17 protein-coding genes, 1 pseudogene, 1 riboswitch and 1 other annotated feature are annotated in these 23036 nt (G+C 28.2%); of the genes and pseudogenes, 13 read left to right on the top strand and 5 right to left on the bottom strand.

Annotated features, from left to right (window positions below):
* Nucleotides 1–49 precede the first annotated feature (49 nt).
* The 5 genes from Q3304_RS11295 to rgaR all read left to right on the top strand — a co-directional run bounded on the left by Q3304_RS11295 (nucleotide 50) and on the right by rgaR (nucleotide 7767).
* Nucleotides 50–922, top strand: a complete 873-nt coding sequence (locus Q3304_RS11295) for an aromatic acid exporter family protein (RefSeq protein WP_054271707.1) — start codon at nucleotides 50–52, stop codon at nucleotides 920–922.
* A gap of 83 nt (nucleotides 923–1005) precedes the next feature.
* Nucleotides 1006–2442 (top strand): [Fe-Fe] hydrogenase large subunit C-terminal domain-containing protein, encoded by a 1437-nt coding sequence (locus Q3304_RS11290; protein ID WP_054271706.1) that lies wholly within the window; start codon nucleotides 1006–1008, stop codon nucleotides 2440–2442.
* A gap of 47 nt (nucleotides 2443–2489) precedes the next feature.
* Complete coding sequence (locus Q3304_RS11285; RefSeq protein ID WP_054271705.1) at nucleotides 2490–3317, top strand: polysaccharide deacetylase family protein; 828 nt, start codon at nucleotides 2490–2492, stop codon at nucleotides 3315–3317.
* A 310-nt stretch (nucleotides 3318–3627) separates the two neighbouring features.
* Nucleotides 3628–3889: a binding site (T-box leader), on the top strand.
* A 76-nt stretch (nucleotides 3890–3965) separates the two neighbouring features.
* Nucleotides 3966–6632, top strand: coding sequence for a valine--tRNA ligase (locus Q3304_RS11280; RefSeq protein ID WP_054271704.1), 2667 nt, complete (start codon nucleotides 3966–3968; stop codon nucleotides 6630–6632).
* Nucleotides 6633–7056: 424 nt separating this feature from the next.
* Nucleotides 7057–7767: a two-component system response regulator RgaR gene (rgaR, locus tag Q3304_RS11275; protein WP_054271703.1), complete on the top strand. Its 711-nt coding sequence runs from the start codon at nucleotides 7057–7059 to the stop codon at nucleotides 7765–7767.
* A gap of 259 nt (nucleotides 7768–8026) precedes the next feature.
* On the opposite strand, the gene Q3304_RS11270 is transcribed toward rgaR, so the two are convergent.
* Together Q3304_RS11270 and Q3304_RS11265 are read right to left on the bottom strand one after the other, a co-directional pair.
* Nucleotides 8027–8350 (bottom strand): AzlD domain-containing protein, encoded by a 324-nt coding sequence (locus tag Q3304_RS11270; protein WP_054271702.1) that lies wholly within the window; start codon nucleotides 8348–8350, stop codon nucleotides 8027–8029.
* The gene (locus tag Q3304_RS11265; protein ID WP_407814627.1) at nucleotides 8340–9056 is read right to left on the bottom strand and encodes an AzlC family ABC transporter permease; all 717 of its coding nucleotides are present in this window, start codon (nucleotides 9054–9056) and stop codon (nucleotides 8340–8342) included. The genes Q3304_RS11270 and Q3304_RS11265 overlap by 11 nt, the downstream gene beginning before the upstream one ends.
* A 790-nt stretch (nucleotides 9057–9846) precedes the next feature.
* On the opposite strand from Q3304_RS11265, the gene Q3304_RS11260 reads away from it, so the two are divergent.
* Together Q3304_RS11260 and Q3304_RS11255 are read left to right on the top strand one after the other, a co-directional pair.
* Entirely contained in the window at nucleotides 9847–10866 is a 1020-nt protein-coding gene (locus Q3304_RS11260) for a S8 family serine peptidase (protein WP_231301102.1), read from the top strand.
* A gap of 133 nt (nucleotides 10867–10999) precedes the next feature.
* Entirely contained in the window at nucleotides 11000–12298 is a 1299-nt protein-coding gene (locus Q3304_RS11255; RefSeq protein ID WP_223195919.1) for a folylpolyglutamate synthase/dihydrofolate synthase family protein, read from the top strand.
* A gap of 105 nt (nucleotides 12299–12403) precedes the next feature.
* Here Q3304_RS11255 and Q3304_RS11250 read toward each other — a convergent pair whose 3' ends face one another.
* Nucleotides 12404–12649: a TIGR03905 family TSCPD domain-containing protein gene (locus Q3304_RS11250; RefSeq protein WP_054271699.1), complete on the bottom strand. Its 246-nt coding sequence runs from the start codon at nucleotides 12647–12649 to the stop codon at nucleotides 12404–12406.
* A 147-nt stretch (nucleotides 12650–12796) separates the two neighbouring features.
* Here Q3304_RS11250 and Q3304_RS11245 point away from each other — a divergent pair, with 147 nt between their 5' ends.
* Nucleotides 12797–13663, top strand: coding sequence for a YncE family protein (locus tag Q3304_RS11245; RefSeq protein ID WP_054271698.1), 867 nt, complete (start codon nucleotides 12797–12799; stop codon nucleotides 13661–13663).
* Nucleotides 13664–13666: 3 nt separating this feature from the next.
* Here Q3304_RS11245 and Q3304_RS11240 read toward each other — a convergent pair whose 3' ends face one another.
* Nucleotides 13667–14203: a DUF4364 family protein gene (locus Q3304_RS11240; RefSeq protein WP_009891708.1), complete on the bottom strand. Its 537-nt coding sequence runs from the start codon at nucleotides 14201–14203 to the stop codon at nucleotides 13667–13669.
* Nucleotides 14204–14393: 190 nt separating this feature from the next.
* Nucleotides 14394–14597, bottom strand: a complete 204-nt coding sequence (locus Q3304_RS11235) for an alpha/beta-type small acid-soluble spore protein (protein WP_003422115.1) — start codon at nucleotides 14595–14597, stop codon at nucleotides 14394–14396.
* 290 nt (nucleotides 14598–14887) lie between these two features.
* Here Q3304_RS11235 and Q3304_RS11230 point away from each other — a divergent pair, with 290 nt between their 5' ends.
* The 5 genes and pseudogenes from Q3304_RS11230 to Q3304_RS11210 all read left to right on the top strand — a co-directional run.
* The gene (locus tag Q3304_RS11230) at nucleotides 14888–15652 is read left to right on the top strand and encodes a polysaccharide deacetylase family protein (protein ID WP_167639838.1); all 765 of its coding nucleotides are present in this window, start codon (nucleotides 14888–14890) and stop codon (nucleotides 15650–15652) included.
* A 389-nt stretch (nucleotides 15653–16041) separates the two neighbouring features.
* Complete coding sequence (gene prdC, locus Q3304_RS11225) at nucleotides 16042–17355, top strand: proline reductase-associated electron transfer protein PrdC (RefSeq protein ID WP_054271696.1); 1314 nt, start codon at nucleotides 16042–16044, stop codon at nucleotides 17353–17355.
* A 396-nt stretch (nucleotides 17356–17751) separates the two neighbouring features.
* Nucleotides 17752–17837: riboswitch (cyclic di-GMP riboswitch) on the top strand.
* A 15-nt stretch (nucleotides 17838–17852) separates the two neighbouring features.
* Nucleotides 17853–20000 carry a Cys-Gln thioester bond-forming surface protein gene (locus Q3304_RS11220; protein WP_407814626.1) on the top strand — a complete coding sequence of 716 codons (2148 nt, stop codon included), beginning with the start codon at nucleotides 17853–17855 and terminating at the stop codon, nucleotides 19998–20000.
* A 370-nt stretch (nucleotides 20001–20370) separates the two neighbouring features.
* Entirely contained in the window at nucleotides 20371–22131 is a 1761-nt protein-coding gene (prdR, locus tag Q3304_RS11215) for a sigma-54 dependent transcriptional regulator PrdR (protein WP_074179788.1), read from the top strand.
* 437 nt (nucleotides 22132–22568) lie between these two features.
* Nucleotides 22569–22991, top strand: a pseudogene (locus Q3304_RS11210) (D-proline reductase (dithiol) proprotein PrdA); the annotation flags it as partial.
* Nucleotides 22992–23036: the final 45 nt, after the last annotated feature.

Below are 23036 nucleotides of genomic sequence, written 5' to 3'. Positions count from 1 at the left end.
AATATGAGGATGCGTATTTTATATAAGGTGCTTTTTAGGAGGTGGAACTTTGAAACTTCAAAAGATGGGTATGAGAACCATAAAGACAGGAATTAGTGTAACTTTATGTATGCTTCTTGGTGACTATTTAGTTGAGAATATGTTTTATTCTTTGGTAGCATGTATAATTTCTGTTCAAGATACAGTAAAAGGTTCTTTAAAAACAGGAATCAATAGAGTGGAAGGTACTATTTTAGGTGGTATAATAGGATTCATATTTGCCATCACTAAAGCTGGAGACCCATTTTTATGTGGTCTAGGAGTAATGTGCTCAATATATTTATGTAATCTGTTTAAAATAAAGTCAGTAGTAGTTGCTTGTGTAACCTTTCTGGCTATACATTTAGGTGTAGGTAATAATGACCCTGTATATTATTCTTTACATAGAGTATTAGATACATCTGTAGGTGTTTTATTTGGGGTACTTGTTAATTATTATGTTGCTAGACCAAATTATCTAAATAGTGTTATAGATGAATTTAAAAAGATAGAAGAACTTTCAATGTTACTTATTGAAGATAAAATACTCAGAAAAAATAATTTAGATGTAGAGAGATTTGAAGAAGAAGTAGAAAAATTAGAAGAAATATACTCAAAACTTATTGATGAGTTGGATTATAGTTTGAGTGAAACTAATATAGAAAAAATTGAGAATGCCTTAAGGATATGTAGAGAGATACATTTTCACATGCAGTCTATAGAGTTACTAGAAAATAAACTTTATTTGAAGGAGCATACATATAAATACCTTAAGAAAATATATAATGTAGATGAATTAGACTGGAATATAGATGAAGAAAAAAGTCCTGTATTCAACTATCATTTAATGAAAATAATGCTTGAAATAGAGATGTTAAAGAAATTAAATAAATTATATCAATAATAGTAAGTAAATAATAAATAAAAAATAGTATCTTTGTAAATATTAAACATATATAAGTTTAATTTACGGAGGTACTATTTTTTATGGATACTAGAAATGATAATTCTAAAATATTAGAAATATATAAGATGAAGCTTTTTGGAGAACTTGTAAAGGCAGTTTGGAATGATGATACAGAGGATATTGAAAACTTACCTGAAAAAATATTAAATGAAAACTTAAATGAAAATTTAAAAACTAATTTTGGTGAAAAATTTGATAAAGATACTATGGTAAATTTAATTAGGGTGACTATGGGATTAGATGTAACAGGAGACACAGACAAAAATTTAAAAGATACACTACATGAAGCTGTAAATTTAGATGAAGTCAAAAGACCAATAATATCTATAATATCAGATGCTTGTAAATATTGTGATGAAAATAATAAGGAAGATAAGTCATGTAAAATAAGAAGCAAGCATATTAATTGTAATGAGGAAGATGTATGTAGTGCTTGTGGTGATTGTGTATCAAGATGTAAGTTGGGTGCAATATCAGATAAGATAGAATTTATACCAATGATAAAATTGTTAAAAGACATAAAGAGTCCCGTATATGCAATAGTAGCACCAGCTTTTGTAGGTCAGTTTGGAAAAGATGTAAGCCCTGGTAAATTAAGAACTGCATTAAAAAAGATAGGCTTTGAAGATATGATAGAAGTTGCTTTGGCGGCGGATATGCTTACTGCAAAAGAAGCATATGACTATTACGAACATATGAAAAAAGATGAAGAAGGATGCTTTATAACTAGTTGTTGCTGTCCTATTTGGGTCAGTTTGATACAGAATAGTTTTCCTCAAATATTGGAGAATGTATCGCCATCTGTTTCTCCTATGATTGCTTGTGGTAGAGCTGTAAAAATTTTGAATCCAGATGCTAAAGTTGTATTCATAGGTCCTTGCATGGCGAAAAAGAAAGAAGCAATGTTAGAAGATATAAAGGATGCAGTTGATTTTGTGCTTACATTTAAAGAGTTACAAGAAATATTTGATGCATTAGAGTTAAATCCAGCGATAATGGATGAAAGTAATAGAGTAGAGGCATCCCTTTCAGGTAGAGTTTATGCTAGAACAGGAGGTGTAAGTAAAGCGGTTAAATTATCAGTTAGAAGAATTGACAAAAACATAAAATTTGAAGAAAAAGCATTTGAAGGAACAAAAGAATGTATGGACGGTTTAAAGAAAGTTTTAAATAATGAGATAGAAGCTACATTTATAGAAGGAATGGGGTGTGTAGGAGGCTGTGTGGGAGGTCCTAAGCGTATTCTAAGTGTAGAAGAAGGAACTAAAAATGTCGATGAATATAGTGAAAGTACAAATATGGAAACTCCGTTTGACAATTTAAATGTATTACAATTTTTAACTTCTTTGGGAATCAAAAGAGTAGACTCTTTAGGAGAAAAGGAAGAAGAAAAAGTTAAAAAAATATTTAGTAGAGATATAAAAAGCAATAAGAAAGAGAATAAGTATAAAAAATAATTTTTTTACTCTTAAACTTATGCTTTTATAAAAGGGAGATATGGGGGATGAAAATTAAAGATAATAAGACTGCTTTTCATGTAATTATAAGGATATTTCTTATAGCTGTTTTAATTTTAACTGGAACATTATTAGAAGAAAAAATTAATAATGTTCCAGTCCAAAATATAAGCACAAAAGATGAAAATACACTAGAATTACTTTCTCAAAATAATACTTTAGGAGAAATTATGTATAAAGCATCTCAAGAGGAAACAAAAGGGCCAGGAGCTACTTCTGAAAAAGTAGCATACATAACAATAGATGATGGACCATCAAAATATACAAATGCACTTCTTGATATTTTAAAAGAAAATGATGTCAAAGCGACATTTTTCATGCTTAATCAAAATATGAAAAACCATAAGGAAGAAGTAAAAAGAGTATTAGAAGAAAAAAATTCAATAGGTTTTCATAGTGTAAGTCATGATATACATAAGCTATATAAAAGCCCAGAGGTAACAGTTGGTGAGTTTAATACATGTAATGATACTTTACAAGATATAACTGGTCAGAGCTCAAAATTAATAAGATTGCCATATGGAAGTAAGCCATATATGCCAGAAGGTTCATATAGTAAACTTATGGCAAATGATTACTTAATTTGGGATTGGAATTTGGATACACAAGATTGGAAATCTTCTACAAGTCAAATAGTTAGTAATATATTGTATTATGGAAGAAAAAGAGATGAATTGGTAGTGTTAATTCATGAGAAAGAACAAAGTTTAAATGCTCTAAATAACATTATAAGAATTTTAAAAGAGAGAGGATATACAATATTACCGATTACAGAGAATATCACACCTAAAAATTTCTGGCAAGAAAACTTATAATAAATTTAAATATAGTAAAAAATAAAGTAAATTATTTATGAAATAAAACATATAATTTATAAAATAGAATATAAAAAATATAGAATAATAAAGGAAATATAAAGAAAATATAATTTAAAATTAAGAAAATACTGTTAAGATTTAAACAAAATAATAGTATAATTTACTGTCATGATAAAATAAGTTGGAAAGATGGTATAGAAAATAACAATTATCATAAAATATAAAAAGATAATTGAGAAAATTCAGAAAAAATAAAATAAAAATAATTGACAAAAAGAATAATATTTGTATATAATAATATGTAACATTAAAGACTGAGAAGAAGAGGAGTAAGTAAATACTACTAAAAGAGAGGAAAATTCATTGGCTGTAAGATTTTCTAAGTATAAGGTTTACTGAATGTAGCTTTGGAGTTTCTAAACTGAACTGTTAGTAAGTTTAGACGGTTAGAACCGTTAAATTCTTTGAGAGTCAAAGTTGATAAAATAACATTAAGTAATATTTAGTTATATATTAATGTGTTTTAAGCTTTGGAATTAAGGTGGTAACGCGAGCTTTTCGTCCTTTTTAAAGAGGATGAAGGGCTCTTTTTTATTTCTAGAGATATTTTAAAAATTTATTTATAAAAATATAGGAGGCAAGACAATGGAAAATACGAACTTATCAAAAACTTATAATCCAAAAGATTTTGAGGCTAGGTTATATAAAAAATGGATGGACGAGGGGTATTTTAAATCTAAACCAAACCCAGATAAAAAGCCATTTACAATAATGATGCCACCACCAAACATAACAGGACAATTGCATATGGGACACGCTCTTGACCATACACTTCAAGATATATTAATTAGATGGAAGCGTATGGATGGGTATGAAGCTTTTTGGCTTCCAGGAACAGACCATGCTTCTATAGCAACTGAAGTTAAAGTTGTTGAAAGAATAAAAAAAGAAGAAGGTAAAACAAAGTATGAAATAGGTAGAGATGAATTTCTAAAGAGAGCTTGGGAATGGAAAGATGAATTTGGAGGAAAGATATCTAATCAGCTTAAGCAATTAGGAGATTCTTGCGATTGGGATAAAGAGAGATTTACTATGGATGAAGGGTGTAATGAAGCAGTTATAGAATTCTTTGTAAAATTGTATGAAAAAGGTCATATATACAGAGGAAATAGAATAATAAACTGGTGCCCAGATTGTAAAACTACTTTATCAGATGCAGAAGTTGAACATGAAGAACATGACGGAAACTTTTATCATATAAAATATCCACTAAAAGATAGTGAGGATTTCTTAGAAATAGCTACAACTAGACCTGAGACAATGATAGGAGATACTGGTATAGCAGTAAATCCAGAAGACGATAGATACAAACACTTAATAGGAAAAACAGCAATACTTCCATTAGTAGGAAGAGAACTTCCAATAGTTGCAGATAGTTATGTTGACTTAGAGTTTGGAACTGGTGCAGTTAAGATGACTCCAGCACATGACCCTAATGATTTTGAAGTAGGATTAAGACATAATCTTGAACAGTTAAATACTATGAATGAAGATGGAACTATGAATGAAGTTTGTGGAAAATATGAAGGTATGGATAGATTTGAGTGTAGAAAAGCTATCGTAGCAGACTTAAAAGAGCAGGGTTACCTAATTAACATAAAAGAGCATAATCATAATGTAGGAACTTGTTATAGATGCCATACAATAGTTGAGCCTAGATTATCAGAGCAATGGTTTGTTAAGATGGATGAACTTGCAAAACCAGCTATAGATATTCTTAAAAATGGAGAACTAGAATTTGTTCCAGAAAAATTTGATAAAACTTATTTACAATGGTTAGAAAATATAAGAGATTGGTGTATATCAAGACAATTATGGTGGGGTCATCAAATACCAGCTTATTATTGTCAAGAATGTGGAGAAATAGTAGTAGCAAAACAAATGCCTGATAAATGTCCTAAATGTGGAAGTACTCATTTTAAACAAGATGAAGATGCATTAGATACTTGGTTTAGTTCTGCACTATGGCCTTTCTCTACTCTAGGATGGCCAAATAAAACTGAGGCTTTAGACTACTATTACCCAACAAGTGTACTTGTTACAGGATATGATATAATATTCTTCTGGGTAGTTAGAATGGCTTTTGCAGGTATGTTCTGTATGAATGAGAAGCCATTTGACCATGTATTAGTTCATGGATTAGTAAGAGATTCTCAAGGTAGAAAGATGAGTAAATCTTTAGGAAATGGTATTGACCCATTAGAGATAATCGAGCAATATGGAGCTGATGCACTAAGATTTACATTAACAACTGGAAATTCCCCAGGAAATGATATGAGATTTTATATGGAAAGAGTAGAATTTGCTAGAAACTTTGCTAATAAATTGTGGAATGCATCAAGATTTGTATTTATGAATATTGATGAAGATATAATTAAAAACATAACTAGAGAAAGTGTTAAAGATAATTTAACTCTAGCAGATAAATGGATAATATCAAGAGCAAATAATATTGTAAAAGAAGCAACTAATAACATGGATAAGTTTGATTTAGGAATAGCACTTCAAAAGATATATGATTTCACTTGGTCAGAGTACTGTGACTGGTATATTGAAATGGTTAAACCTAGATTATATGGAGAAGATACAGATGCTAAGTCTGCAGCATTATACACATTGACTTATGTTCTTGAAAAGATATTAAAATTATTACATCCATATATGCCATTTATAACAGAGGAGATATACACTTACCTTCCTACTGTTGAAGGATGTATAATAGTATCTGAGTGGCCAAAATATAATGAAGAAGATAATATGGTTGAAGAAGAAGAAATGATGAATTTATTGATGGAAGGTATAAGAAGTATAAGAAATGTGAGAGCAGAAATGAATGTACCACCTTCTAAGAAAGCTAAGTTGATAATAGTACCAAGTGAAGAAAAGGTAGAAGCTATTGAACTTGGTAAAGATTATTTTATAACTTTAGCATCTGCTTCAAATGTTGAAATAGCAAAAGATAAATCTAATGTTCCAGAAGATGCAGTTGGAGTAGTTATTGATGGTGTTGAAATATTTATACCTCTTAATGAACTAGTTGACTTTGAAAAAGAAATTGAGAGATTATCTAAAGAAAAGAAAAAATTAGAAGGAGAAATAAAGAGAGTTAATGGAAAACTTGCAAACCAAGGATTCTTAGCAAAAGCTCCTGAAAGTTTAATTGAAGAAGAAAAAGCTAAAAAAGAAAAATTTGAAGAAATGATTAAATCTGTTGATGAAAGATTAACAAATTTAGAATCTAAAATAAAATAAATACTAGAGTTAATAAAAACATACAAAAAGTACGTAATCTGTACTTTTTGTATGTTTTTCTTTCTATATATACAAATATGATGTTATAATTCATTACAGATGTGTTATATTTTTATCTTATTTATGATGATATTAATCTTATATCTAAAAAATTTATGAGCAATAAAAATTTGCTATATTATGATATTTAATATAGGATGATAAAATACAGATTACGTTTGCCTTCATATATTTTTTGCACAATATATCTAGAAAAATAGATGAATTTATCATAATTTAAGTTTATGTATCAAAGATAATTACTAGAAGTAGTTTAATCGACAATTTAAGTTTGTAAAGAAATTTGAATATAAAAGTCAATGAGTACAGTTTGTAAATTGAAATAAAGTAAACTAAATGATATTTTAGATTTGGAGGTGATATTATGTTCAGGGTAGTTATATGTGATGACGAAAAAATACAAAGAAGCATACTTAAGGAATTTGCAGAAAAACTTTTGTCTGAAAGGTGTCTAAATTATCAAATACTGGAATTCTCTTGTGGAGAAGATTTAATATCTAAATACCCAGAAAAAATTGACATTATATTTTTAGATATCCAAATGAAAGATATCAATGGAATTGAGGTGGCTAAAAAGATAAGAAAGTTTGATGAAAAAGTAGAAATTATATTTACAACTGCTTTTTCAGAGTATGCCCCCCAGGGTTATGAAGTACGTGCTTATAGATATTTAGTAAAGCCTATAGAGTATAGTAACTTTGCAATGGGTGTAAATCTTTGTATTGATAACCTTCAAAGAAAGAAGGAGCGTTATATAGTTTTAAATAGTAAAAAAGGATTTAATAGAATACTTATAGATTCTATTTTATATGTTGAAACTGTAAAGAGAGATTTAGTTGTACATACATTAGGGAGAGATTATAAAGCCAATATGAGCATGAAACAAGCAGAAAAATTATTGTGTGAAAATGGATTTTTCAGATGTCATACAAGTTTTATTGTCAATTTGAGAAGAATAGAAGATCTTGGTGATAATATGATTACTATTAATGAGAAATTTATACCAATTAGTAAGTATAGACTCAAAGATTTAAAAGTAGCATTAACAAGCTTGTTATGTGATATAATGTATTAATTTTGAAAAAGGTAAATTAAAATATTTAAAAAATATTTAAAGTCATCACAGAGCTATTTATTCAAGACTGTCTTAATATAGAAAAAATTCTCTGTATTAAGACGGCCTTTATTATGATGTAAAATAGTAGCTTATAGATTCTAGGTATTGTTTCATTATGTGGAGTGTACAATTATAATAGATTAATTATTAGTATATTATAGATAATTTCTATATGTAGTATTTTAGTTTTTTACTATGCATTAACATATATTAAATTTTACAATATGACTCCAAAAAAGCATATAGATATTGCACCTACAGCTATTGAGATAGCAATAGACTTGAATTTATAAGCTACTAATAGTACTATTATACCTGATATAATTTTGGGATTAGTTAATGACATATATAGATTATCTCCATTAAAAAAAATATCTTTTGCTATGAGTGAACTAAGTATAGCAATAGGTATAAACTTCATGATGTCTTTAATAGAATCAGGCATATCATTTTTTGAAAGTATTATCATAGGTAAAATTCTTGGAATATAAGTAACAATTGCCATACCTAAAATAACTACAAGTATGTAATTAGTATTCATGGATTTCCTCCTTCTTGCGAGTTAACTTTTGTATATAAAAGCCAAATAAAGCAGATAAAATAGATGCTATTATGATGACTAAACTACTTTTAAAGAAAGTATATAAAATTATTGATAATAGGATAGAAAGCATTGAAACTAGTATGTATACTTTACTTTTAATTTGATTAACTACTAATGTTATGAACATTGCTATAAGTAGAAAGCTTGCTACAGAATCACTTATAGTGACAATTTCTCCAAGAAATGCTCCTAAGAAACAACTACCAGCCCATACTAGTATACAAAGATTGTTTAGGTATAATGCGTGTTTATCTGTCCAATTACTATAAGTATATTTTTCTAAGTTTATAGCAAATGTTTCATCTGTAACACCATGACAAAAATACATTAAAAACCTCATATTTTTATTTTTTATATGCATATGTAAGTTGGAGCTCATTAAAAAATTACGAAGATTCAATATAAATGTGGTTAGTACTATTGAAGTTATACTTCCATTTGAAGCTAGCATTGAAGCAGCCACAAACTGTGAACTACCTGCAAATACCATAAGTGACATCATTAGTATGTAAAAGGCAGATAAACCTGATTTTTGAAGCATAATACCACAAATAAGTCCTAATGGGATATATCCTAGAAATATTGGGATTGATGTCAGAAAACTTTCCTTTAAAATTTCTTTTCTTGATATTTCTTCTTTCAAATATAATCACCTCTTTAAAATAATGAATATTTATAAAATTCTATAAATATTTGTTTCATTTTATTATATCTATTTTAATTAGTTATATCAATGTCTGAGGCAATACAGTATATATTAAAATAAGCATTTATAATTTGTAGAATTTATAGTAATGAATTTATAAATAGTTTAGTTCTATTAAAAGATTCCCTTTTATGCAATTTATTTATTGAAATATGATATAATATATAAGGGTTTAGGTATCAATCCTTAGGATAATGACTATATAAATTTTATGAGTGTGCAGAGTGCAAGTTTTTATGTGCTGATTTAAATATATATTTATTCGCTATCTTGAGTGTTTTTTTACATATTGATTCATACATTGTAGAATGTATTACAAGACAATTACATTTAAATTAATGTTCTTATAGTATATAAATAATTATTCCCATAAATAAAATTGAGGTTTATGATATTTAAGTAAAAAAGTAGAATGTGTAATTGGTGGTTAATTATAAATATATATGAATAAAGTATACAAGGGGATTGTCTAATAAGAAGGATAATCTCCTTTTTACAAATAATTCTAAATTGTGATATAAATCTAAAAATTTTATCTTATTATTTAACAATTTAATGATAATAATTGATATAATGAATATAAATTGAATATATAGTATACTTAATTTATGTTTTTAGAAGTAAATATGGCATTTAAAAGAGAAATTGTGCAACTTAAATTAAAATTTAAGATGAACTATTAACATAGATATATTAAAAACTTTTAGTAATGGAGAATATATGTGATATGAATAATAAAGTTAAGGTTGCAGTATTAGATACAGGAATAGATAAAGAACATGATTACTTAAAGGATAACTTAGTTGGAGGAATTGCTTTTGAATGTATACATGATTATATTTTTATATCAGATAAATTTGATGATGAAGATGGTCATGGAACTGCTTGTGCATCAATAATAAAGAAGGAGTATGAAGATGTAGAGCTATTTGTTATAAAAGTTTTAGGTAAAGATAGCATCGCAAATATAAAAGTTCTTGAAGAAGCATTAAAATATCTTTTAGACACAAACATAAGATTGATTAACTTAAGTTTATCAGTCATAGGAGTAGAAAGTGTCAAGGGATTATTTGAAGTTTGTTATGAATTGTTTAGAAAAGGGAAAATAATAGTATGTTCATTATCTAATGAATTTGACTTAAGTTATCCAGCAATGTTTAATAATGTTATAGGAGTGAGAGGATTTACCTTAGATGTAGATGATTCTTTTTGGTACAATAAAAAATATGATGTTCAATGTGTTATGGATAGTAATTCGTATATAAGTTGTGATATAAATAATTCTTATAGATTACCACCAAAGTGTAATAGCTATGTAGCAGCAAAGTTTACTGGTAAAATAGCTAAGATATTGTCTGAAAATCCAGATATAACGATATCTGATTTAAATGATAAACTTGAACTATTAGCAATTAAAAATAATTGGGATAGTTTTGATTTAGATGAATATAGTAGAATTCCAAACTTTAAACTAGATTTGTATGACAAAGAAAATGCTCTTCTTATGAAAGTCGCTGATGTTGTTAGAGATTGCTTAAATATTAAAGTTGATAATGAAAAATTATTTCAATGTAGTCTTTTTAATAAAGAGATAGGATTAGTTTATGATAATTGTTTTAATTTGCTTCAAAAACTAGAACGGGTATTTAACATAAAATTTAATTATATGGATATATCAAAGTATGATTTAGTTTCGATATATACATTAACTGAGTTAGTAGAAATGTATAAAAATAAAAAATTATAAATAAGGAATTAGTAATTAGATTTAATGTATAAGGTATTAGATTATATGTATTCTTTGTCAGTAGATTAAAATCAAAAAATATACTATAATTAGATAACATAAAAGAAAATGCCGATACAGGAGGAATTAGATAATGAAATATGAAGAAGCATTAGAGTACATATCACAAACCAATAAGTTTGGTATAAGATTAGGTCTAGAGAATATTGGAAAATTATTAGAATTATTGGGGAACCCACAAGAAACTTTAAATATAATACATGTAGCTGGAACTAATGGAAAAGGCTCAGTGTGTTCTTTTGTTTCTAATATACTAAGAGAGTGTGGATATAAAGTTGGTTTATATACATCTCCATATTTAGAAACCTTTACTGAACGTATAAGAGTAAATGGAGAAAATATACCACAAGACGATGTTGCTAGGATAATTGAATTAATAAAAGAAAAAATAGATATTATGGTAGAACAAGGCTATGCATATCCAACAGAGTTCGAGGTGGTTACTGCAATGGCATTTTATTACTATTCAGAACAAAATGTGGATTTTGTTGCTTTAGAAGTTGGTTTAGGTGGAAGATATGATGCTACCAATATAATAACAAAATCACTTGTAAGTGTAATAGCATCTATAAGTTTAGACCATACAGGAATACTTGGAGACACAATAGAAAAAATAGCATATGAAAAGGCTGGGATAATAAAGGAAAATGGAGTAGTACTAGTATATGACCAAACTGATGAAGTAAAAAATGTCATAAAGTCAGTTTGTAATGAGAAAAAAGCACAATATATAGAAGTTAATTTTGATGATATAAATATAAAAAAATCAGATATAGACTCTCAAATATATGACTGTACTGTAATGAAAGAAATTTACAAAGACCTTGAAATAAAATTGATAGGTGAACATCAGATAAATAATTCTATATTGGCGATGAGTGTAATAAAATATTTAAAAGATATAAACAAATTAGAAAAGATAAGTGAAGAATCGATAAGAAAAGGACTTATAAATACTAAGTGGCCAGGAAGAATAGAAAAAATAAAAGAAAATCCAATTTTTATAATAGATGGTGCACATAATGAAGATGGAGCAAAATCTTTAGCAAAAGCACTTAATAAGAATTTTAAAGATAGAAGTTTAACCCTATTAATAGGTATGCTAGAAGATAAAGACATTGATAGTGTTTTAAATATATTATTGCCACATTTTAATAAGGTAATAACAACAACTCCTAATAATCCAAGAGCTATAAATTCAGATATATTAAAAGAAAAAGTATTAAAATATGTAGATGATGTAACATCAAAGCATGAGATAGAAGATGCAGTAAATTATACATTGGAAACATCAAATAAAGATGATGTTATAATAAGTGCAGGTTCTTTATATATGATTGGGACAGTTAGAACTTTAGTAAATAAATTATAACTTTATAAAATAAATATATAAAAAAAAGCTATCTAAGTTAGTAGGTAGCTCTTTTTTATATAAAGTAAGTTTTTAATAATTTTTCTGATGTTTATATAGTGGTGATTATATAGATTGACGGATAGCTTTAGATAGCTGGTCAGGGCAAGAAGTACCTTTTCCACCACAATCAATACCATTTAATTTATCAGCAACTTCAAGAGCATTTTGACCAATTATTAAGCTTCTAAGTCCTGATAAATTACCATTACATCCTCCTATGAACTCAGCATCAACAATCACATTATTTTCATCAACTTCAAAAACCATTTCTCTACAACAAACACCACTTGGGTTAAATGTTACTTTCATTAAAAAGACCTCCATTAAATATATTTCATTTTTTTAACATTAATAATAATACCAAATATATGCGTAATAATGCAACTATAAAGCATAATACAAGCTAATGAAATAATATATTATTGTAGTATATGTATTGTGGAGAGGAGGGGTTATGTGAAAATCTATATTTCTAACTATCTATCAAAGAGTATTAGTATAGTTGATTATTCTACACTTGAGCTAGAAAAGGAAATAGTATTAGAAGATAATATATATCCACATCATTTTTGCATAGAAAAAGAAAAAAATTTAATATACATACCTAGTTCAAGTAATGGGATACTCTATGTCTTAGATTTAAGCAATGATAAAATAATTGATACTGTTTCCATAGGAGGAAGTCTTAGTCAAGTTGTACTTAGTGATAATGAATTATTTGTAGCAAATGAAGATTCTAATAGTATATACGTATTGGATAAAAACACATTAAATCCAATAGGAATTATTGGTGTTGATAACATGCCACATGGATTTGATTTTGACAGAGAAAGTAAAAAGTTATATGTACCATGTATAAATTCAATAGTATGTATAGATACAATAAATAAAAATATACAAAAGAAAATTAATATGGACTTTAGAGCATGGCATATAGAACTTGATAAACAAAAGAAAGAAATGTATATATCAACACTTGATGGAAAGCTTATAATAGTTGACGAAGTAAGTATGGATATAAAAAAGGTATTATATGAATTCTTATTACCAGTAGAAATAAGATTTAATTATAGTGGGAAAAAAGTTTATGTTGCTGATTTGGGTTATAATAATGTGAGAATTTTAGATTATACAACAAGTAGATACATTGGGAATATTGAGATAAATGGAATTCCACAGGGATTAGAAATATCTAAAGATGAAAGGTTATTATTTGTGTCAGATACACAAGAAAACTCAGTGAAAGTTTACGAAACTGCAAATAACAAATTAATAAAAGAAATCAAGGTAGGAAAAGAGCCTACAACTATAATTTGTTTGTAGGCTTTAATGTATGTCTCTTATAAGTAAGTCGATAACTTCGGCATACATATAAGATGCATTATTTTTCCAGTTGTTGCAAATAAGCTTTGCCTGTTTCTCTGATGAAACATTTAGATTTAAATCTATTAAGTTAGACTGATTTTCTATGACTCTAAGGTTGACAATAAATTCATTATCACTTTGTTTTACAAAACTAGACTTTACTTGAGTATCTGCTAGTAAATTTTCTTTATTAGAATCTATATACTTGTCTATTTTTTCTGTAACACTAGTAGGTATTCGATTAAAGAAGTATTCTAGACTTTCTACGCCTCTTTGAGTAAGAGCATAATATTCTCTGTCAGAGTCTTTATATGTAGTCAAAAACTTAGATTCCATAAGCTGAGATAAAAGCTGTTGTAATGAAAAATAATTCATCATCTCAGTCTCTAATACTACTTGAGTTATTTGAGAATTAGTTAAATCCATTTTAATTTTTTCTAATATATATAAAATTAAAAGTTTATGATACGCTAATTCTTCAGACGAGTTTTCAAACATAAATATCATCCTCCGTCAAACTATTTCTATATATAATATATTAAACTAATTCATACAAAATTAAAAGAACAATTTATATAGTATTATTAATCTTTAACAAATCATATAAAATTAATTTTACAAATAAATACAGAGAAACAGGGCTGCTAATTAGCAGCCCTGTTGATACCCAGGTGTCAAAATTTACTATCTATTTTCCAGCCATTTGTCTTTCAGCCATTTCAACTAATTTCTTAGTCATGTATCCACCAACATATCCATTTTCTCTAGCTGTTAAGTTTCCTTTGTCTATGTTTTCATAGTTAGATAAACCTATTTCGTTAGCTATTTCTAATTTCATTTGGTTTAAAGCAGCTTTTGCTTCTGGCACTACTGTTCTGTTTGAATTTGACATAGTAAATTTCCTCCTCAAATAATTAGTTTATGATGTCTAACAACACTTTTATTTATGTGATGTTAATACTAATTTCTCCAAAATAAAAATAATATATACAGAAAAATAAAGGTAAAAATGTAAAAAATATTAAAAAATTAAATAAACGGGTATTTTAGAGCGTTTAACTAGAACGATATAGATTTTGTTTTTTTACTTATTGTCTTATAAATTAAATATTACAGTACTTTTTTGAACTAAAAAAAAATAAATTTTAAATATAGAAGAAATTATTTAAAAGGGGGAATAGTATGAAAAGAGAAGTCAAAAGAACTAAAGCTTTGATATATAGTGTTTTATTTTTTTCATTATTATTAGTATTAATATTTGCTCTTGTTTATGGAATAAAGTATATGTGTTCTAAGTCTGATAACTCAAAAATGCCTATATATAAAGTTGATACAAATGAGAAAAAAGTAGCTTTAAGTTTTGATGTTGCTTGGGGAACTAATAATATGGATGAAATTTTAAAGATTTTAGATAAACATAATGTAAAAGCTACTTTTTTTCTAGTTGGTAGCTGGGTAGATGATAATCAAGATATTGTGAAGGCTATAGATGAAAAGGGACATGAAATTGGCAATCATTCAAATACCCATGCGAATTTGAAAGAAATATCAAAAGAAGACATAAAAAAAGAAATAGAAACTACATCAGGAAAGATATTTAATATAACAGGGAAAAAAACAAATTTGTTTAGACCACCTTTTGGAGATGTAAACAACAAAGCTATGGACATTTGCAGTGATTTAGGTTATAAAGTAATTAAGTGGGATGTGGATTCTATAGACTGGAAAGAGCTTGGTCCAAACCATGTAATTGAAAAAGTAATAAAAGAATCTCAACCTGGCTCAATAGTTTTATTTCATGCTAATATAAATGATGTAGATAACTATTTGGACACTATAATAAGTAAGCTTAAAAAAGATGGATACAGTTTAGTAAAAATATCAGACTTATTATATAAAGATAATTACATAATTGATTCTAATGGAGTGCAGAAACTTAAGAATTAACAAGTAGTAAATGTATATTTTAAGTAAAGTTGTGGTAAATTATATAGTATATGTTAGAAAAGTGTCGATAAAAAGACGGTGTCTATTTTTTGACACTTTTTATGCATGTATGCGATATCAATAATTATAGATTAAATTGGTTGAAAAAGTGTCTAATAATTGACTTTTATAAAATGAGTTTAAATATTTGAAAGAAGTTATGGATGCTGTAAGACAGTATTTTCAAAGGTTATAAGTTTGTTTAAAAGTTGGCATAGAAATTGCTTTGTTAATAAGCGATATGTTCTATAGAAATAAACAATATGTTAAGACATTGTAATAGAAAAACAACATTAACATTATTTGAACAGCTTATAAAAAAAATTAATATACTTAAGGGGGCGTACTAGTTGAACAAACTATATTCTATTTTATTAAAACAACACGTTGGTGGTCCAGATAAACCAGTAGTAAGTGTTGGAGATGTAGTAAAAAAAGGAACTCTAATCGCAGAACCAGCTGGATTAGGAGCAAATATTTATGCCAGTGTTAGTGGAAAAATAAGTGAAATAAATGACCAAGCTATAGTAATCGAAGCTGATGAAGTACAAGATGATACTTTTGAACCATTAAAAGGAGAAGGTATACTTGACTTAATTAAAGAAGCTGGAGTTGTAGGTATGGGTGGAGCAGGATTCCCTACTCATATAAAATTAAACATAGATTTAAAAGGTGGAACAATATTAGCAAATGCTGCTGAATGTGAACCTTTATTAGCTCATAACATAAAAGAAATAGAAGAAAGACCAGAGATAGTTTACCAAGGTATAAAATATGCTATGGAAGTTACTAATGCTGGAAAAGGTATGCTAGCAATAAAAAGCAAGCATCCAGAAGCAATAGCAGCATTTAAAAAAGTAATAAAGCCGGGAGATAATATAGAAGTTGCAGAACTAGTTGACATGTACCCAATGGGAGAAGAGAGAGCGATAGTAAGAGACGTTCTAGGTAAATTACTTGAGCCAACTCAATTACCTTCAGAAGCTAATGCAGTAGTAATAAATGTAGAAACATTAACTAGAATAGTAGAAGCTGTTGAGCAAAAAAGACCAGTTATATCTAAAAATGTAACTGTAGTTGGTCAATTAAACAGTGGAAAAGAATCTATAGTATTTGAAGATGTGCCAATTGGGACTACTGTTGGAGAATTAATTGAAAGAGCTGGTGGAATAAAAGGTGAATACGGTGAGATAATCTTAGGAGGACCTTTCACTGGTAAAGCTACTACTTTAGATACTCCAATAACTAAAACTAGTGGTGGTATAATAGTTACTATGCCATTTGTTAATGAAAAGAGAAAAATGGGTCTTTTAGTCTGTGCATGTGGACCTAATGAAGAAAGAATGAGAGACATAGCAGCTAAAATGGGAGTTACTGATATAGTATCAGTTCAAAAATGTAAACAAGCTCAAGAAATTAAAGGTGCATTAAAATGTGAAAATCCAGGACACTGTCCAGGACAAGCTCAAAAATGTATAGAATTTAAGAAAGCTGGAGCAGAAGTTATATTAATAGGAAACTGTACTGACTGTAGTAACACAGTAATGGGTTCTGCACCAAAATTAAAATTAGGTGTATATCATATTACTGACCATGTAATGAGAACAGTTAATCACCCATTAATAAGAAGAATAAAAGGTGACGTAAGATTAAAAATAAAATAATATAATATAAAAATATATAATAAAACATCCTTGGAAAAAATTGTAAAATTGTTTTCGGGGATGTTTTTTTGTTGTGATATGTCGATAACATTAACGAATAATATAAATAATATGGAAAAAATAGACAAAATATAATATCTAATATATAATAATGGCAATAGCTATTAAAATTATATTAGACAAAAACAAACTCAGATATGTGGTCATATTGACATATAAAAATTGAATTTAGTCAATTATCCAATAGAGTAAATAGTTTTGTATTATCTCAAGATACTCTACAGTATCTTTTTTAATGTAAGAATAAGTTTTTGTCTCTTACTAATAATTTTAGAATGTTCATAAAGAGTGCACTTAAAAAATAAAAAGTATTACAAAAATAAAAATTACTAAAAACCTATTTATAGAAACTGTGAAGTATATCTTAAATTTGGGCACTTAAAAGATATATGGAGTTAGTAGTGCAACCTGCTATAAATATAAATAGGAGGAAAATCTTGAAAATAAAAATTAAAAAATCAAGTATAATTAGTTTAGTAATTGCTTTTAGTATGGCATTTACTGCATTTGCACCAATAATATCTTATGCTGACGAAGTAAGTGGAAAAGATACAATACTTGATGGAGAGAAGCCATCAGGAGGAGAAACACCAGATGGAGAGAAGCCATCAGGAGGAGAAACACCAGACGGAGAGAAGCCATCAGGAGGAGAAACACCAGACGGAGAGAAGCCATCAGGAGGAGAAACACCAGACGGAGAGAAGCCATCAGGAGGAGAAACACCAGATGGAGAGAAGCCATCAGGAGGAGAAACACCAGATGGAGAGAAGCCATCAGGAGAGGAAACACCAGACGGAGAGAAGCCATCAGGAGGAGAAACACCAGATGGAGAGAAGCCATCAGGTGAAGAGATACCAGATGGAGAGAAACCATCAGGTGAAGAGATACCAGATGGGGAGAAGCCATTAGGTGAAATTATACCATCAGAAGAAGAGGAAGAATTAGAAGTAGAAGAAATGAGCTTGAAGCAGAATATTGAAGATATTCTTAATCTTACTGTATCTCAAATAAATAAGATTGTATATAATTTCTGGGAAGATGAAAATGATGTAAAAACAGATGAACAGTCAGAAATTAGTGAGGTACTTACTTCAAAAGATGCAAATATTGGATTATGGCATAATAAAAATTCAAAAGTAAAAAATACATGTTTGTTAAAAGAAACAGATGGTTCAAATAGACCTTATTTTGATGTGAGATTTGATGATATTACAAAAACTTTAACTTTTGATTATATAATAGAAGGTCTTATAGGTGCAGGCTATAAAGATGGGAAATATATAATAGAAGGTGAAGACGGAGAACAAACTGCATTTTGTTATAATAATCATCTAAAATCTCCAACTAGTCATAATAAGAGTCCATACTTACCAGCAGAAGATTTTAATGGTCAAGAAAATCAAAACGAAGATGCAATTAAATCTATACTATATGCGGGTTCTGAGTTTGATGGATTTGGATATAAGCAACAATTTAATTTAGGTGGAGAAGAATATGAAGGTATAACTCATTCTACTACTCAAGATGCTATTTGGATTATGCTTGGGCAAATGAATGAGCAGGAAAGACTTAAACAATATCAAGCTAATATAAAGCTTTATGATATGTTTATAGAGAGTGCAAAGACTGAAGAGGAAAAAGCTGAGTATCTAAAAGGTAAGGAAGCAGCAATAAATTCAAAAGCTTACTTAGAGGCATTATTAAATGCAGGGCGTGAAGAATTAAAGCCAAATGATACAGGAAAACCTAGTCTGAGTAATGGTTTGACTGATATTAAATTTGATAAGAATCAAGATGGTACTTATGAAACAGAAGCTATAGCTTTAGTAGGTTATAGTGGTGTAGTTAAATTAAAGTTACCAGATGGAGTAACTGCTTATGATGAAAATGGAAATGTAATAGGTACAGGTGAAGTAGAAATCTCAACACAAGAAAAGTTTAAACTTAAGAGTGTTAATAAGCCAGATGTAAAAGCTAATATATCTGCTTTATCTTATGATTATATTTTCCCAAAAGCTATTCAGTATTTTAAGACAGTTTTCGATTTTGGTGATAAAGACCATTCATCTTTATTGCCTACTAGTAAGCAAAATTTATTAAGTTATACAATAGAACAAAAAAATGGCGAGGAAGTTGATTTCAATATAGGTGTACCAACAGATGGAGACCCTGATGTGAATCCACCAGTGCCACCAGATAATGGTAATGATAACTCAAATGGTCATAAACCTAAGCCATCACCACCATCAGATGATACAGTGATAAATCCACCAGTACCACCGTCAGATGATACAGTGATAAATCCACCAATACCACCATCAGATGATACAGTAATAAATCCACCAGTACCACCATCAGATGATACAGTGATAAATCCACCAGTGCCACCATCAGGTGATGTAGTGGAAAATCCATCAGTGCCATCAAAAAATGATACAATAGTAAATCCACCAGTACCACCAACAAATGACATAGTTGTAAAATCACCAAAAACAGGTGATGAAACTCAAATAATGCCATACATACTTATTGGTATTGTAGCAATTTGTGGGTTAGTGTATCAAACAAAAAGAGCAAAAAATTAATATGGAGTACTGTTTGTTATTAAGTTTTAGAATATATTGTCTCAAATTGATTTAAAATCATTTTGAGGCATTTTTTTGTGTAAGTATAACCTTTGTGAGAACAGATGTTAATTGTTTTGTGAATAGAAAAATACTTTGAAGGTGAAAATAGTATTGAAAAAATAATATACTAAAGGTATAATTCATTTGATTTCATTTGTATAGATTTAAGTATTCATTTTAGTAATTACATGAATTTGTATTAGAAATTTGTATATTAAACAGTTAAGAAATTTTAATATTAATTATTTAATAAACTGTTATTATGATATGCTAGAATAAATATATATAAATAAGTTTTGATGATGTACTACTATAAAGGGGGGACTTTATGTTTTCGATACCAGAAGTAAAAAAAGTAGAAGAGGTAATGGATACAAAATTTACAACTATAGACGAAGACACAAGAATTGAAGATGCAATAAAAGAAATGATAAAAAGTAACACAAAAACTCTAATGGTAATAGATTCATCTGGTGAATTAAAAGGGATTATATCTATGACAGATATACATAATCTTTATGACATGCATAAGAAGTATGACGGTCAACCAGTAAAACTTATAATGAAAAAGGATGTAATATATGTCAGCGAAGGTCTAACCTTAGATGAGTGCAGAGATATAATGATATTGAAAAATATAGGAATTCTCCCTGTTCTTAGAGACAATAAAATTATTGGAGTCTTAAAACAAGAGCATATTAGAGACTATTTATATATGCATTTAGAAGACTATGGATTGACTTTGAAATATATTATAGGACAAATTAAAGAAGGAATTTGTGCTATAAATAACGAAGGTGTAGTTATATTGTGGAATAAGTTTATGGAGGAAAGGTATGATATAAAATCTGAAGACATAGTCGGTCGACCGATGAACGAATTTTTGGAAAATACTATTTCAGAAAAAGTATTAAATAGTAAAATCGGTATGAGTGACTTATATTTTACAGATAAAAAAGAAAATATGTATGCACTAGTCCATGCAAATCCTATATTTTATAAGGAAGAATTTATTGGTGTTGTATGTACAGAAGTTGATGTTACAGAAGCCAAGATACTTGCTCTTGAACTTGAAAAGGTAAATGATACATTGAAATATTTAAAGAATGAAGTTAAAAACTTATCCAAAGGTAGCTTTGATAAAATTTTAGGTAAGAGTTATAAGTTGGAAAAATCGAAAGCGATTGCAAAACAAGTAGCTAGAACCAATAGTAGCATATTTATCTGGGGTGAAAGTGGTACAGGTAAAGAAGTATTTGCCAGAGCTATTCATGATTATAGTGAGAGAAAAGGTCAATTTATACCTGTTAACTGTAGTGCCATACCAAATGAGTTGTTTGAAAGTGAGTTTTTTGGATATGAATCAGGTGCATTTACTGGAGCAAGCAAAAAAGGTCGAATAGGTATATTTGAACTTGCAAAGGATGGGACTGTATTTTTAGATGAAATTGCTGATTTACCTCTTAGTATGCAGGCTAAGTTGCTTAGAGTACTACAAGAAAAGGAAATAAGAAGAGTTGGTGGAGATACAACAATAAAAATAAATCCTAGAATAATATCAGCTACTAACAAAGATTTAGGTAAAATGGTGAAATCAGAAAAATTTAGAGAAGATTTATACTATAGATTAAATGTTGTGGAGATAAAGATTCCACCACTTAGAGAGAGAAAAGAGGACATAGGATTGTTGGTTCATAGCTTTTTAGAAGAAATATGTAAACAAAACAACAAACCTGTTCTTACAATTAGTAAAGATGTAATAGATATATTTCAAAACTATAGATGGAAAGGAAATATTAGAGAATTAAAAAATACAATTGAAAATATGGTTGTTTTGTCTCAAAACTCTAGGATAGAGATGGAGGATGTACCAAGCTACATGATGGATTCTACTAATAAAAGTACTGAAGAAGAGGAATATCCTTTAGATTTGACGAAAGCTACTCAAAAGATTGAAGTAAAAAATATAACAAAGGCTTTAAAAATGTCTAATGGAAATAAAGCTAAAGCAGCTAAGATATTAAATATACCAAGAACTACATTGTATTATAAGATAGACCAATACAAAATAGATGTGTCTAAAATATGACACATGACTAAATTTTGACAAAATAATAAATATCAGTATTAAGTGTAGTGAAATCAATGGTTATAACAATGCTATGTATGTGGGTGTGTTAAAAAAAATAAAAAAGTGTTGATAAATTGACACTTTTTTTGTTTGAGAAAATGTTTACATACATAAAAAATAAACTGTTTTAAATAAATATTTATATGATATTTGGCTAAAAATAGCGATAAGAGAAGAATCTATTATAGAAAAAATCTTTTTGTTAATAAGTTGGCATAGGAATTGCTTATATATAAAGTGACTTCAAATGAGAAAAAAACAATGATTTTGATGACTTATGTAGTTTAAAAATCTTAACACTTAGAGCTGTTAGTAGGGAACAGTAAAAATGTTGATTATTAAAAGTGTTAAGGTATCAATATAAATTAAAAATCAAAAGAAGGAGGCATTTTTATATGTCAATAACTTTAGAAACAGCTCAAGCTCATGCAAATGACCCAGCAGTATGCTGCTGCAGATTTGAAGAAGGAACAATAATAGCACCAGAAAATTTAGAAGATCCAGCAATATTTGGAGATTTAGAAGATTCAGGATTGCTAGTTATACCAGAAAATCATTTAACAGTAGGTCAAGTATTAGGAGCTAAATTAACAAAAACTTTAGATGCTTTATCTCCAATGACTACAGATAATGTGGAAGGGTATAAAACAACAGAAACAGATGTTGAGGAATCTACTGAAGAAAAAGTAGAAGCTCCAGTAGCACCTGTAGCTACTTTGACACAAGCTACAACAGGTCAAGTAATAAAAATACACATACAAGAAGGTAAAGATATCAACTTAGAGATACCTTTAGCAATTGCTACTCAAATGGGAGTAGTACCACAAAAATAATAGTTAAAATACAACTATTTAAGAAGGTTT

The organism is Clostridioides sp. GD02377, assembly GCF_045899875.1.
GTDB lineage: Bacteria > Bacillota > Clostridia > Peptostreptococcales > Peptostreptococcaceae > Clostridioides > Clostridioides difficile_A.
This window is presented reverse-complemented; position numbering and strand designations above follow the sequence as displayed.